Here is a 13,740-nt window from a genome sequence, read left to right as displayed (position 1 = left end):
CCTTGTTTTGACTTTTTTAACAAGCGGTTCGTTTTCGAGAGGCGTTTCCTTAACGCTCACTTATCATACCGCACTCTCCATCAACTGTCAACTACTTTTTATATCTTTTTTAAATAAATTTAGATGACAGATAAAAAGAGGAAAAAGGAGGGGTTTTGATGGATCGGATGCGGGATTTTTTATAAACGATCAACTATGGTTTTTGTTTTTTTTATTCGTTGGCAGAGCCAGGTTCCCTTTTCAATGAGAAAGAAAAACGATTGGATCCAAAACCAATCGCTTTACTTTTTCCCTTCTTTTTGAACCGCGCGATAGCTTTTTAGTCCATACGCTTCTTCGGCTTCTTTGCATCCGACAACGATCGCTTGCTCCAACGCCTTGACCGCCATGATTCCAACCAAATCCGTGGTTGCCTGCGCCTTTCCGCAAGCCATCGCAAACACGGTATCGCCATCGCTTGAAGTGTGCACAGGCCGAATCGTCCTTGCCAGCGCGTCTTGCGCCATGGCGGCTACTTTGTTCATTTGCGCCTTATCCAAATCGGCGGTTGTGATAATGCAGGCGATTGTGGTGTTTTCGTGCGGCTTCGCTTCCGCGGCTTCCATCAATAATTGCTCGCTATCCAAATATTCTTTCTTTTCCCGGTCGTAAAGGCCGCTTACATGGATTTTCGAATTGGGCTCGTATACGTCACCGCAGGCGTTTACCGCCACAATGGCGCCGACTTGGACATCTTTGCACTGCAAAGCGTACGTTCCCAGTCCGCTTTTCATCGCGAATTCGTTTCCCAGCCCTTTTCCAACGCTCGCGCCCGTTCCCGCGCCGACGTTTCCATGCTCCACGATGTTGAACTCGCTGTTGATACACGCGATTCGGCCTAATTCTTTTCCTGGATACGCGTTGGGATTGCCGACGCCTAAATCAAACAAACACGCCTGGCAAACGATGGGAACGGTGATGTCTTTCAACCGGAAACCGACGCCTTTTTCCTTTAAAAATTCCATGACGCCGCTTGACGCTTCCAGACCAAAAGCCGATCCACCCCCTAACACAACCGCGTGGATTTTTTGAACCATGTTTTCCGGACGCAGCAAATCGGTTTCCCGGGTGGCGGGTCCGCCGCCTCGCACATCCACGCCGGCCGTCGCACCCTTTTCGCAAAGGATGACCGTGCAGCCTGTCGCGCCGTCAAAATCCTGCGCATTTCCAATGTTAAAATTTTTAATTTCGTTTATTTTGATTTCTTTCATTTTGATCACCATTTTCATTATATCTGAATGCAAATGAAAAAACCCGCTTTTATGAAAAATCTTTTCACATATTTTTCTGAAAGTCATTGCAATCATACCATATTTGTTTATAATACCTTTATAAGTGTTCACAAAACGAACACGCAGGAGGAGAAACTGTGAAGAAATTCTTATCACTGGCATGTTGTTCGGTGATGACGTTCTCCCTTGTCGGTTGCTCTGGTTCCGACGCGGGAAATTCCGCCTCGGGAAATTATGTCAATCTGGCAAAGGAAAACGATGTCATTTCCATGGACTCGCGCTATGCCACGGATGGTATGTCATTCGAAATGCTCGCATCGACGATCGAAGGTCTTGAATCGGTCGACGCTGACGGCAACATCATTCCTGCCCTCGCCGAATCGTACGACGTTTCCGAGGATGGTTTGACATACACGTTCCATTTACGAGACGCGGTATGGTCCAACGACGCACCGGTCACGGCACAGGATTTTGAATACGCCTGGGACGCGACAATAAAAAATCCCAAAGCAGAGTACGCCTATTTGTTTGGATCGGACGGCGCCTGCATTCAAAACGCTAACGAGATTTTAGCCGGCGACGATTCGCTTGAACTGGGAGCCAAGGCGCTGGACGAAAAGACGTTTGAAGTCAAGCTCAGTCAAAAATGTCCGTATTTCCTGAGTTTGATGTCCTTCCCTGTTTTCTATCCGGTCAATGAGGAATTCGCCACGGAAAAAGGCGATGATTACGCCTTAACCGCGGACGCTCTGCTGGCCAATGGTCCATTTAAGCTGGAAAGCTGGAGCAAAGGAAACAAGCTGGTTTTAGTGAAAAACGAAAAGTACTGGGACGCCGACAACGTGAAAGTCGATGGAATGAATGTCAATATCGTTCCGGAAGCGAGCACTTCGGCCCTTGATTTCGAAAGCGGAAACACCGACTTTACAAAACTGAATTCCACACTTGTCGACAAATACAAAGACAGCGATTCGTACACGACAGTTCTTGAAGGCTACCTTTGGTACCTCCAATACAACTTCGCCAACAAATACTTGCAAAATGAGAATTTGCGAAAAGCGATTTCCACCGTCGTGGATCGTCAGGATCTTGTTGAAAACGTGTTGAAAGACGGTTCCGTCGTTTGTGGCGGTTTCGTTCCGGAAGCCCTCTCAACCGGACCGGACGGAAAAGATTACCGGGAAACGGCGCCGGAATACTTCAACATTTTCGCCGAGGACGGCTTGAAAGCGGCGCAGGAGTACTGGGACAAAGCGAAAGAAGAGCTTGGCGTGGATTCGATTACTTTATCCTTGCTGTATGAACCATCCGATCCGTCGAAACCAGCCGCGGAATTCATTCAATCCGAAATCCAAAAACTGGATGGCATCACGGTTGAAATGGTCAGCCAGGAAAAAGAGAACCGGATCGAAAAACAAAAAGCCCGTGAATTCGACATGGTGTTGACCCGTTGGGGACCGGACTATGCGGATCCAACCACCTACTTGAATTTGATGTTAACCGGAAACGCCTACAACTACGGCGACTATTCCAGCAAGGAATACGACGCGAAAATGGCGGAAGCCGCTGGCGCGACGAGCGACGAAGAGCGTTGGAAAAAGCTTCAGGAAGCCGAAGCGATTTTGATGGAAGACGTACCTGTCGTTGGAATCTTCCAGGTTGGCGGCGCTAGTTTGATCAACAAAAATGTCAAAGGCATCGAAAACCACGCAGTCGGTGTTCCTTACATTTACAAAAACCTTGATAAAACAAACTAACATCATTGAGCTGTAAGAAGACAAACTCAACCCTTACAGCTCTTTTCATTGAAAAAGAAAGGAGTCTACCATGGAGAAATCCACCCTGAAATACATACTCAAGCGGCTCGCGATCGCGGTTGTCACCTTGTTCGTCATCGTATTCGTCTTGTTTATGATCCTGAAATTAATGCCAGGAACCCCATTCAACGATGAAAAACTCACCGAAACGCAAAAAGCCGCGATTTATGCCGCCTACGGTTTGGACAAGCCGCTGCTTGAACAGTTTTTCATTTACGTATCCAATATGCTTAAAGGAGATTTTGGCATTTCCTACGCCATTCAAAGAAACATGAGCGTGTCCGGACTGGTCGGCCCGCGAATCGGCGTTTCGTTCGCGTTAGGTATTGGCGCAACGATCATTGGAACCATCATCGGAATCCTGCTTGGAATCGTCGCCGCCCTCAAGCGAAACACGATCTGGGATACGATTGCGACCGTTCTTTCCGTTATTGGCGTCTCGATTCCGTCGTTTGTGTTCTGCCTTTTGCTTCTCATCCTGCTTGGAGTCCAGTGGCCGATTTTGCCTGTTTTGTACAACTCGGCAAAACCTGTCTCTTCCAGCATCATTCCGATGGTCGCCTTGTCCATGGGCGTCATCGCCAACGTTGCGCGATTTACCCGTTCGGAAATGATCGAGGTTCTTGGCAGCGAGTACATTCAGCTTGCCGAAGCCAAAGGCATCAGCCGGAAACATTTGATTTTCCACCATGCCATCCGCAACTGCCTGATTCCGGTCATCACAGTACTCGGGCCGATTATCGTCGGACTTATGACAGGAAGTATGGTTATTGAGAAGATTTGCGGAATTCCCGGACTCGGTTCCCTGCTTGTCAAAGCCATCGAAGTCCGTGACTACAACGTCATTCTCGCTGTTTCGTTCTTATACTCCGTGATGTACATCGTCGTGATGCTGGCCATCGACATTTTATACGGCATTATCGACCCGCGCATCCGGCTTGGAAAGGGGGATCATTCCTAATGGCGAAAATCATTAAAAATCAAGAAGATCTTGATCGGTTTTTAGAAGACTATCACTACATGCCGCAAGACTACGAGCTGATCGACATTCCGACCCGCTTCGAGTTTGACGAAGACGTTCCGGCATCCTCTTTCATGCACGATGTCTGGGTTCGTTTCAAATCCAACAAAGGCGCCATTATTGGCGGCGCGATCATTTTGTTGTTTCTCGTGATTTCCATTGTCGCGCCGATGTGCTCCAGCTATTCTTTCGACGCGGTCGACACCGCCCAGCAAAGCATGGCCCCGCGCGTTCCCGGACTGACATGGATGGGATGGTTCAACGGCGAAGGCGGCATTCGAACCTATACGGGCGATTTAGCCAACGTTTACCATTACTTTGGCACCGACGTGCTCGGTCGCGACTTGTGGGTGCGCTGCTGGGAAGGCTGCCGGATCTCGCTTTTCGTCGCCGGAACCGCCGTGCTCGTCAACGTCTTTATCGGTATTTTATACGGAATGATCAGCGGATACTTTGGCGGCTGGGTCGATGCCATCATGCAGCGCTTTCAGGAAATCGTCAATTCCATTCCGACGCTTGTCATTTTGACGCTCCTGCTGCTTGTCATGAAGCCGGGATTGTACACGATCATCGTCGCCCTGATCCTCACCGAGTGGATTGGTATGGCGCGAATCACCCGGGCGCAAGTGCTAAAAATCAAGGAGCTCGAATTTATCCTCGCTTCCAGAACGCTGGGAGCCAGCGGGTTCTTTATTATTTTCAAAAACGTGCTGCCAAATATTTTCGGGCAAATTATCATCATGGCGATGTTCTCGATCCCGAACGCGATTTTCTACGAGGCGTTTCTCGCCATGGTCGGCCTTGGCATTCCAGCGCCGCAAGCCTCGCTTGGATCGCTCATTAACGATGGATTCAAGACGATTTTAGTCACGCCGTACCAAGTCATCATCCCTGTTGTGATCCTTGGAATTTTGATGTTGTCGTTCAACTTGCTTGCCGATGGACTGCGCGACGCGTTCGATCCGAAAATGAAGGAAATGTAGGTGAAGTCCTGAATCAAAAAGAAAAAATCTTAAAAATCCGCGACCTCGATATTTCTTTTAAAACTGACAACGGAAATGTCAAAGCCGTCCGCGGCGTCGACTTGGATCTCCATCGAGGCGAAACGATCGCCATCGTCGGTGAATCCGGTTCCGGAAAATCCGTCACAACCAAAGCGGTCATGGGGATCCTTGCCGGAAACGGCCAAATCAACAACGGCACGATCGAGTTTCACTATGCCGACCTCAGTCCCGAGCGAATTCAGGAAGTCATCGAGAAATACAATGGCGTCATCCCGGAAGGCTACACCCGCCCGGAGGAGCAAAAAGTCGTCGACATCACAAAGCAGTCGAAAAAGTTTATCCAGTCTGAAATCCGCGGACGACGCATCGCGATGGTGTTCCAGGATCCAATGACTTCGCTGGATCCGACCATGACAATCGGCAAGCAAGTCATGGAAGCGATGCGTTTCCACTACAATACGCCAAAAAAGGAAGCGTGGAAACGCGCCGTGAAACTTTTGGAGCTTGTCGGCATCACCGACGCCGAGAAGCGGATGAAAAACTACCCGCACCAGCTTTCCGGCGGTATGCGGCAGCGCGTCGTCATCGCCATCGCCCTTTCGTGCGATCCGGAAATTTTGATTTGCGACGAGCCGACAACGGCTTTGGACGTGACGATCCAGGCCAAGATCCTCGAGCTGATCCAGGACATTCAAAAAAAGAAAAACCTTTCGGTTATTTATATCACCCACGATTTGGGTGTCGTCGCCAAAGTCGCCGATTTTGTCAATGTCATGTACGCGGGCCGCATCATTGAATCGGGCAGTGTAAACGATATTTTTTACGATCCAAAGCATCCTTACACATGGGGCTTGCTCGCCTCGCTGCCAGACGTGGACACATCCGGGGACGAGCTGTACACGATTCCAGGCACGCCACCCAACATGATCCAGGATATCCAGGGCGACGCGTTCGCGCCTCGAAATCCATACGCGCTGCATATCGACGAAAAAATCGCGCCCCCGATGTTCCAGATTACGCCAACGCATCGGGTCGCTTCGTGGCTTGCCGCGCCGAACGCGCCAAAAGTCGACATGCCGGCGGATCTGAAAGAGAAAATCGAAAAAAATAAAAAGGAGGCGAAACTCGTATGACGACCCCGATCTTGGAAGTCAAAGACCTCAAACAACACTTTAAAGTCAATCGAAAATTCACCGTAAAAGCCGTGGACGGCATCTCCTTTACGATCGCTCCCGGTGAAACGTACGGATTGGTCGGCGAGTCGGGCTCCGGAAAAAGCACGACCGGCCGCTCCATTATCCGCCTGTACGAGCCAACCGCCGGAAATGTCACGTTTTGCGGACGCGACATTTCCGGAAAGATGAACAAAGAGACAGAACGGTTTCTTCACACCAACATGCAAATGATCTTCCAGGATCCCATGGCGTGTTTGAATCCGCGCGAAAAAGTATTGGACATTATCGCGGAAGGACTGGACATCCACCATTTGTATTCCTCGCAGCAGGAACGGACGCAAAAAGTATATGACATGCTTGAGCTCGTCGGACTCTCGAAAGAGCATGCCAACCGCTACCCGCATCAGTTTTCCGGCGGACAGCGGCAACGGATTGGAATTGCCAGAGCGCTCGTCATGAACCCGAAGCTCATCATCGCCGATGAGGCCATTTCTGCGCTTGACGTGTCCATTCAGGCGCAAGTCGTCAATTTGATGAAGAAAATCCAAAAACAAACCAATACGGCTTATTTGTTTATCGCGCACGACTTGAGCATGGTCAAATACATTTCCGACCGGATTGGCGTCATGCATTTAGGCCATCTGGTCGAAACCGGAACGACGGAGGAAATCTTTAAAAATCCAATTCATCCGTACACGAAGTCGCTGCTTTCGGCGATTCCCGAACCGAATCCCATCGTAGAAAAGGTGCGCAAATCGTTTAGCTACGACTATGAAACGAGTGGCATCGACTACGAAAAAGGAACGAATCATTTTGTGGAAGGCTCCCATTATGTTTTGGGAACCGATCAAGAATTTGCCGAATGGACAAAATAAAAAGAGGAGACAAAAGCGATCCGCCGGATCCGCGTATTTGTCTCCTTTTTCTTTCGCGCTAATCAAACACTTCCACATTCAATTCCTGGAACTGCGCCTTTCTCTCCTTCGAGATAGGATACCCTAAAATGCACCCCGTAAACTCGCTGACATCCGCGAACTTGTAGTTGCCTTCCTCGTTAAGCTTTTCCACCTCGCACAGCATGTAGCGCTCTTTGGCGTGCTGAACGACAAGCCGTTTGGTCATGCCTTCATTCGCCATATAGGTAGTCACTTCGTTTTCATCCAGATTGACGCCGACGACCCCGACAAACGCCTGGTCGAACCGAAAGCGTTTCAGCATTTCGTAAGCCAGCGTTCCAATCATTCCATCCCGTCCGTAATCCAGCTCGCCGCCAATCATGATCGTGTTCACTTCGCTGTGCGCCAAAACCGAAACGACTTCCAGCATGTTGGAAACGACCGTGACCGGCAAGTTGTTTTGCGCGATCAGCTGCGCCAGCTGCACGCTCGTCGTCGAAATATCCAAAAAGATGATCGTCCCGGGCTTAATGAGCGAATACGCCTTCAACGCGATGTGCTTTTTCGATTCGGTATTTACGTTTTTGCGTTGCGCCGCCACTTCCCGATGGACGTTTTTCTTCAAAACAATCGCCCCGCCATAGATGCGTTTCAGTTTCCCGGCGTCTTCCAGCGTATGAAGATCTTTTCGAATCAAATCTTCCGTTACCGAAAATTTTTCACTTAAATCCTTGACCCGCACTTTGCCGTTTTGCTGCAGCTCTTCCAGGATTTGCATTTGTCTTTCTTCTACAAACATGTCTTTACCTCGTTATATTTTTATATTATAACATGCCGGTCTGAAAAAAGAGAAGAAACGGATGAATTCATTTGCTCATCCGTTTCTTTTTCTTATTCGCTTAAATCTTCCCCGTTGGTTTCAATGACCTTTTTGTACCAGAAGAACGAGTCTTTGCGGTAGCGGTCCAGCGTCTTCAAGTCGAATTCGTCGCGGTCGACATAAATGAAGCCATACCGTTTCACCATGCCCTCGTGCGTCGAAATCAAGTCGATCGCGCTCCAAGGATTGTAGCCAAGGAATTCCGTTCCATCCGAGATGCTTTCCTGAATTTGACGAATGTGATCCTGATAGTAGTGGATCCGGTACGCGTCGTGAACCTTTCCGTCCTCGGTCAGCGTGTCGTACGCGCCAAGGCCGTTTTCCGTGACAAGCAGCGGTAAATGGTAACGCGAATACATTTCGCGTGTCGTCGCCCGGAAGCCAACCGGGTCGATTTCCCAGCCAAAATCGGTTTTTGGCAAATATGGGTTGTCAACCGATTCAAAGACGCCATCCACTTTCCGTCCGGATTGCTGATCGCCCAAAGTAGCCGCTTCGCTCATCGCTTCCGCGTCGCTCGCTTTTACCGTCGCTGTGTTGTAGTAGTTGAAGCCGATGAAATCCGGATGCGCATTTTTCATCGCCTCCTCGTCCCCAGGCGCGAACGTCGGCGTCGCGTCGTTTTCTTCCAAATAGCTCCATACGATCGCGTTGTAAATGCCGTAAACCGCCATATCCAAATACAGCCAGTTTCGAATCGCGTTGAAGTTTTGCGCCGCGATCACGTCCTCCGGCTTGCATGTGGCCGGATACACCAGCGAGATGTTTGGCGCCGGTCCGATCTTGGCTTCCGGCAGCATCTGGTGGCAAAGCACCATCGCTTTCGCCTGCGCGACAAGCATGTGGTGGTTTTGCTGGTAAATTTCCTTCAGGACATTCGTGCAGCCTTCCGGCAAATGCAGCGTTCCAATGACAGGACCGGAAAGCGTCAACACGTTTTGCTCGTTGATTGTCAGCCAGTATTTGACCCGGTCTCCGAAGTTTTCAAACAAAATCGACGCGAAATTGACAAACCACTCCACGGAATCGGGATTGCCCCAGCTTCCGCGCTCGTCCAGTGCCGCCGGCATGTCGAAATGGAACATCGTCACGATCGGCTCGATGCCGTACTTCAAGCACTCGTTGATCAAATCATTATAGTAGTCGATTCCCTTCTGGTTGATTTCGCCGGTTCCCTTTGGCAGGATCCGCGTCCACGCGATCGAAAACCGGTACGCTTTGAATCCCATTTCCGCCATCAAGGCAATGTCTTCCTTATAGCGATGATACTGATCCGCGCAAACGGTCAAATCCGACGTGCCTTCCGGCACTTCCTTCACGTCCTGGCACGAAGGGCCTTTGCCATCTTCCAGACTCGCTCCCTCGACCTGATACGCCGACGAAGAAGCGCCCCACAAAAAATTCTCAGGAAAAGGTTTCAATGTTTTGTGTTTCATAATGAGTATTCTCCTTTTTCTCTCTTGTCTTTATTATAAGAAATCACGTCCGTTTTGAATAGCGCTTTCATAAAATCGGAAATCCCGTTTCCGCTTTTCTTTCACTTTGCGTTTTATTTTCGAAACACCGGTTCTTTCCAAAACGGCTTATTTGCTGTAATTTCAACAAAACCACGTCCATTACAGGAAGAATCACCCCCGTAATCAACGCAATTTCCATTTAATTACGTATTTTAGGCAAATTGCGCCTTCCATTTCTTTTTCGTATGATGACAACCGAAAGAGCCGTTCCCCGCTCTTTCCAAGAAAGGAGGTCGCAAATGAACGTTTTTTGTCTCGTTGGTGAAATTCACCAGCAGCCTGTTTTAAAAGAAACAGCCAACGGCATCAAAGTGGCCGATGTCACCTTGAAAGTCCAGCGGCCGTTTGTCAACTCGGATGGCGTGTACGAATACGACTACATTCCCATCGAGCTTTGGCGCGGCATCGCGGAAACGCTTTGCAACGTGGCGGAAATCGGCACCTGGATCAGTGCCAAAGGCAGAATTGCCACCCGTACGCATATCAAGGATGAAAAGACGTATTTGAATCCGACATTTATTGCCGAATCCATCAAATACCTCAAATAAAAAGATGTAAATTACCCAAACACAAAAATATAGCACCTTCCAACCGCGGGCCAGACGCCGAACTCTCTTCCTTCCTTTCTCGGATACCGCCCGCAAAAATCAAAATGAAGAAAATTAAATTCCTTTCAAAAATTAAAAGAGAAACGTCACAAAAGCCCGGCAGGAGAAATCCGGGCTTTTGGTTTTTTCTTATCTTTTCGCTTTGCGCTTGGTTCGATGCGGGTAGGAATCCGCTTTCCGGAAACCGGAAGAATGCGCGTTTGCGGGACGAGCCATCCGTCCGCCTTTTCCTTTCGGTCTTGCCGGCTGCGCCTTTTGCTGGAACGGGATCCGATTCGTGCGCATCTTTCGTTTCGTCAGCAGCGCGATCGACTCGATATGCTCCGTATTCGGGAACATGTCCACAAGTTTGATTTCGTCGGTGTAATAACCGAAACGCTTAAACACGATCAAGTCCCGGGCCTGCGTTTTGGGATCGCACGAAATATAGAGAATCCGGTTCGGCTGCAAGGAGCAGGCCGATTCGATAAACAAATTCGTCGTTCCAGCCCGCGGCGGATCCAGCACGATCGCGTCGTATTTTTGATGGAACCGACGCGCCTCCTTCATAAACTGCGTCGAATCCATCGCGACGAATCGAACGTTGCGAATGCCGTTTTGGGCGGCGTTCTCCTTCGCCATCGTCACCGCGTCCGCGTTCAGCTCGACGCCTGTCACCTCGCGGCAGTCGCGCGCCAGCGTCAATCCAATCGTTCCCACGCCGCAATACGTGTCCAGTACTCGATCCTGCGACCGCAAAGCCAGCATTTGTCTGGCCATCTCGTACAGCTTTTCGCATTGTCCTGAATGGATTTGGTAAAACGAGCTGGCGGTAAAGGAAATCTTCAAACCACACAACACATCGGTAATGTACCCTTTTCCATACAAAACGATCGACTCGTCCTGCATGACGATACTCGTCTGCCGCGGGTTGATATTTTGAATGATCGTTTTAATTTGCGGGAATTTTTTGACGAGCACGTTGACCAGGTTCCGACGCGACGGAAACATCTTCGTGCTCGTGACAAAGACGACCATGACCTCGTTTGTCGAATGCGCGTAACGAATCATGACGTGCCGCAGCAAACCGGTTCCCGTCCGCTCATTGTATAATTCGATTTTCATGGAATCGACCAAATGGGTGATTTCATCAATGATCTCGTTCACCAGCTTGGGCTGCATGACACAGCCCGACGTGTTGATCACCCGATGCGAGCGCGCCGCGTAAAGCCCCGAAAAGACTTTCCGGCTTTTATCTTTGGCAAAACCAACGATTACTTTATTTCGATAAAACAAATCGTCTTCCGCCATGACGACTGGCGCCACCTTCACATCGAGATGCGCTCGTTCCATGATCGCTTCGACCATTTCCCTTTTCTTTTTTGCTTGCTCGTCGCGGCTGAATTTCAGCAGCTGACATCCGCCGCAAAGCTTTTCTACTTTACATTTCATCCTGTTTACTCCTGTCCGTTTTTTTATTGTAGCATCGACCTATCGCAAAGACAACGAAGGCGAATTATAAAAAAAGCCAGGAAACTAATCCTGACTTGAAATCAACGCGCAAATACGGCGGGAATATTCGATTGGATCCTTGATTGCAAATCCCTCGATCAGCAAAGCCTGGTCGTATAGCACTTCGCTGATTTCCTTCGCTTTCGCCTGATCGGACGCGTACGCTTCCTGAAGCGTCTTGAAAATCGGGCTTTTTGGATTCACTTCCAAAATCCGGGTCGCTTTCATTGGCGGCATGCCGTCCATCTGGTTTTGCGCCGCCATCGCCGCGTACACTTTTTCCATCTCGAACGACAACCCGTCGCCAGCCACCAGCATAACCGGATCGTCCACCAGCCGGTTCGACAACCGGACTTCCGACACTTCGCCACCGAGGCTTTCCTTCATGAACGCCAGCAAGTCTTTGTTGGACTCGCTCGTCTTTTCCAGTTCTTGTTTTTCTTCTTCCGAATCCAAATCCAATTCGCCTTGCGATGCGTTTTTCAGCGGATGATCCCGATACGAGCCCAGCGTCTGCATCACAAACTCGTCCACCTGGTGATCCAGCAGCAGCACCTCGATGTCGCGGGACATGAGTTTTTTCACGATAGGCAGCCGATCCGCCATATCCAGCGACGCGCCCGTCACATAGTAAATGTCCTTTTGCTCTTCACCCATCCGGTCCACGTATTCCGACAATGTAACCAGTTTTTTATCGCGGCTCGACGTGAAGAGAAGCAGGTTTTCCAGCTTTTCCTTGTCCTGGCCAAAGTTGTTGTAGACGCCAAACTTCAAATCCAGGCCAAAGTTTTTCCAGAACGTTTCATACGCCGGCCGGTCCTTGGCCAGCATCGAGCCCAGCTCGTTCAGTACTTTTTTCTCGATCCGGTTTTTAATCACCCGCAGCTGGTGGTCGTGCTGCAGCATTTCCCGGGAAATGTTAAGCGACAAGTCCTGCGAATCCACCAGGCCGGTCACGAACCGCAAATACGCCGGCAGCAGCTCTTCGCAATGATCCATGATCCGCACGCCGCGCGAGTACAGCTGCAAGCCCGGTTTGTACTCCTGCGAGTAAAAGCCCGACGGCACGCGCGAAGGAATGAAAAGCAGCGCCGTGAAGCTGACATTTCCTTCCACATTAAAGAAAATCGTCTTGCATGGATCGACAAAATCGTGGAACTGGTCTTTATAAAACCGGTCCAGCTCTTCTTTTTCCACTTCCGATTTTGGACGCTTCCACAACGGCACCATCGAGTTGAGCGTCTTGTCTTCGCGCACGCTCTCGTAATCCGGCGTTTCGTTGTCTTCCGTGCCTTCCACCATTTTTTCGACTTGCACTTCCATTTTGATTGGGTACCGGATGAAATCCGAATACTTGCGAACAAGATCGGTAATGGTGTACGACTCCAAATACTGCGAATACGACTCCGTGTCGTCGTCCGCTTTCAGCTGGAGCTCGATCGTCGTTCCATGGCCGTCGCGCACAGCCGATTCGATCGTGTAGCCGTTGGCGCCGTCGCTTTCCCACAAATACGCGTCCGGGCTGCCCGCTTTTTTCGTGATGACTTTCACATCGCTGGCCACCATGAACGCCGCGTAAAAGCCGACGCCGAATTGGCCGATAATGTCGATATCGGATGGTTTCTCCTCTTTTTTCGCCATTTCCTCTTTGAACGCCAGCGATCCGCTTTTCGCGATCGTTCCCAAATTGTCTTCCAGCTCTTCCTTGCTCATGCCGATTCCGTTATCGGAAATCGTCAAGGTACGCGCCTCTTCGTTCAAGTCGATTCGAATTTCCAAGCCATCGACCGCTTCGTGATGCTGCAACGCGTAATAATAATACTTGTCGATCGCATCCGACGCGTTGGAGATCAGCTCCCGCAAAAAGATTTCCTTATGGGTATAAATGGAATTGATCATCAAATCAAGAAGACGTTTCGATTCCGCTTTAAACTCTTTTTTTTCTGCCATATTTCCACTCCTTTGATCCTGTTTTTTCAATATGGAAATCATACTCCATCCTTTTAGCAGTGTCAACCGATAAGTGCTAAACCCCAAAAACAAAAAAAACACCAGATCGC

The 13,740-nt window shown here is 49.6% G+C and carries 11 protein-coding genes; 6 read left to right on the top strand and 5 right to left on the bottom strand.

The annotated features are described in order from the left end of the window. Positions 1-281: 281 nt before the first annotated feature. Positions 282-1,262, bottom strand: coding sequence for a P1 family peptidase (locus ABNS49_RS13195; protein WP_338400919.1), 981 nt, complete (start codon positions 1,260-1,262; stop codon positions 282-284). 146 nt (positions 1,263-1,408) lie between these two features. Between ABNS49_RS13195 and ABNS49_RS13190 the strand changes: the two genes are divergently transcribed. The 5 genes from ABNS49_RS13190 (at position 1,409) to ABNS49_RS13170 (ending at position 7,163) form a co-directional block, all read left to right on the top strand. Next, the gene (locus ABNS49_RS13190; RefSeq protein ID WP_289108419.1) at positions 1,409-3,028 is read left to right on the top strand and encodes a peptide ABC transporter substrate-binding protein; all 1,620 of its coding nucleotides are present in this window, start codon (positions 1,409-1,411) and stop codon (positions 3,026-3,028) included. Positions 3,029-3,098: 70 nt separating this feature from the next. Further along, positions 3,099-4,049 carry an ABC transporter permease gene (locus ABNS49_RS13185; protein WP_135980546.1) on the top strand — a complete coding sequence of 317 codons (951 nt, stop codon included), beginning with the start codon at positions 3,099-3,101 and terminating at the stop codon, positions 4,047-4,049. Further along, on the top strand, positions 4,049-5,092 hold the full coding sequence (locus tag ABNS49_RS13180; RefSeq protein WP_277820821.1) for an ABC transporter permease: 1,044 nt from the start codon (positions 4,049-4,051) through the stop codon (positions 5,090-5,092). The genes ABNS49_RS13185 and ABNS49_RS13180 overlap by 1 nt, the downstream gene beginning before the upstream one ends. An 8-nt stretch (positions 5,093-5,100) precedes the next feature. Next, on the top strand, positions 5,101-6,246 hold the full coding sequence (locus ABNS49_RS13175; protein WP_135980545.1) for an ABC transporter ATP-binding protein: 1,146 nt from the start codon (positions 5,101-5,103) through the stop codon (positions 6,244-6,246). Continuing rightward, positions 6,243-7,163 carry an ATP-binding cassette domain-containing protein gene (locus ABNS49_RS13170; RefSeq protein ID WP_135980544.1) on the top strand — a complete coding sequence of 307 codons (921 nt, stop codon included), beginning with the start codon at positions 6,243-6,245 and terminating at the stop codon, positions 7,161-7,163. Before ABNS49_RS13175 ends, ABNS49_RS13170 begins: the two co-directional genes overlap by 4 nt. A 58-nt stretch (positions 7,164-7,221) precedes the next feature. Here ABNS49_RS13170 and ABNS49_RS13165 read toward each other — a convergent pair whose 3' ends face one another. Both ABNS49_RS13165 and ABNS49_RS13160 read right to left on the bottom strand, forming a co-directional pair. Next, on the bottom strand, positions 7,222-7,983 hold the full coding sequence (locus tag ABNS49_RS13165) for a DeoR/GlpR family DNA-binding transcription regulator (RefSeq protein ID WP_135980543.1): 762 nt from the start codon (positions 7,981-7,983) through the stop codon (positions 7,222-7,224). 92 nt (positions 7,984-8,075) lie between these two features. Continuing rightward, entirely contained in the window at positions 8,076-9,500 is a 1,425-nt protein-coding gene (locus tag ABNS49_RS13160) for a glycoside hydrolase family 1 protein (protein ID WP_135980542.1), read from the bottom strand. Between the two features lie 320 nt (positions 9,501-9,820). Here ABNS49_RS13160 and ABNS49_RS13155 point away from each other — a divergent pair, with 320 nt between their 5' ends. After that, complete coding sequence (locus ABNS49_RS13155) at positions 9,821-10,129, top strand: single-stranded DNA-binding protein (RefSeq protein WP_168353598.1); 309 nt, start codon at positions 9,821-9,823, stop codon at positions 10,127-10,129. Between the two features lie 189 nt (positions 10,130-10,318). Here the strand turns inward: ABNS49_RS13155 and rlmD are convergent, their stop codons facing one another. Beyond that, positions 10,319-11,620: a 23S rRNA (uracil(1939)-C(5))-methyltransferase RlmD gene (gene rlmD / locus ABNS49_RS13150; RefSeq protein ID WP_135980540.1), complete on the bottom strand. Its 1,302-nt coding sequence runs from the start codon at positions 11,618-11,620 to the stop codon at positions 10,319-10,321. Positions 11,621-11,704: 84 nt separating this feature from the next. Further along, the gene (gene htpG / locus ABNS49_RS13145; RefSeq protein WP_135980539.1) at positions 11,705-13,630 is read right to left on the bottom strand and encodes a molecular chaperone HtpG; all 1,926 of its coding nucleotides are present in this window, start codon (positions 13,628-13,630) and stop codon (positions 11,705-11,707) included. Positions 13,631-13,740 lie beyond the last annotated feature (110 nt).

Source organism: uncultured Dubosiella sp., from assembly GCF_964018005.1.
In the GTDB taxonomy this organism is placed as follows: domain Bacteria; phylum Bacillota_I; class Bacilli_A; order Erysipelotrichales; family Erysipelotrichaceae; genus Dubosiella; species Dubosiella muris.
This window is presented reverse-complemented; position numbering and strand designations above follow the sequence as displayed.

Bases quoted from the DNA above. Each gene is read 5' to 3' on its own strand.
- ABNS49_RS13165 (WP_135980543.1), bottom strand. From the start codon at position 7,983: ATGTTTGTAGAAGAAAGACAAATGCAAATCCTGGAAGAGCTGCAGCAA.
- ABNS49_RS13155 (WP_168353598.1), top strand. From the start codon at position 9,821: ATGAACGTTTTTTGTCTCGTTGGTGAAATTCACCAGCAGCCTGTTTTA.
- rlmD (WP_135980540.1), bottom strand. From the start codon at position 11,620: ATGAAATGTAAAGTAGAAAAGCTTTGCGGCGGATGTCAGCTGCTGAAA.
- ABNS49_RS13180 (WP_277820821.1), top strand. From the start codon at position 4,049: ATGGCGAAAATCATTAAAAATCAAGAAGATCTTGATCGGTTTTTAGAA.
- ABNS49_RS13195 (WP_338400919.1), bottom strand. From the start codon at position 1,262: ATGGTGATCAAAATGAAAGAAATCAAAATAAACGAAATTAAAAATTTT.
- ABNS49_RS13170 (WP_135980544.1), top strand. From the start codon at position 6,243: ATGACGACCCCGATCTTGGAAGTCAAAGACCTCAAACAACACTTTAAA.
- ABNS49_RS13185 (WP_135980546.1), top strand. From the start codon at position 3,099: ATGGAGAAATCCACCCTGAAATACATACTCAAGCGGCTCGCGATCGCG.
- htpG (WP_135980539.1), bottom strand. From the start codon at position 13,630: ATGGCAGAAAAAAAAGAGTTTAAAGCGGAATCGAAACGTCTTCTTGAT.
- ABNS49_RS13160 (WP_135980542.1), bottom strand. From the start codon at position 9,500: ATGAAACACAAAACATTGAAACCTTTTCCTGAGAATTTTTTGTGGGGC.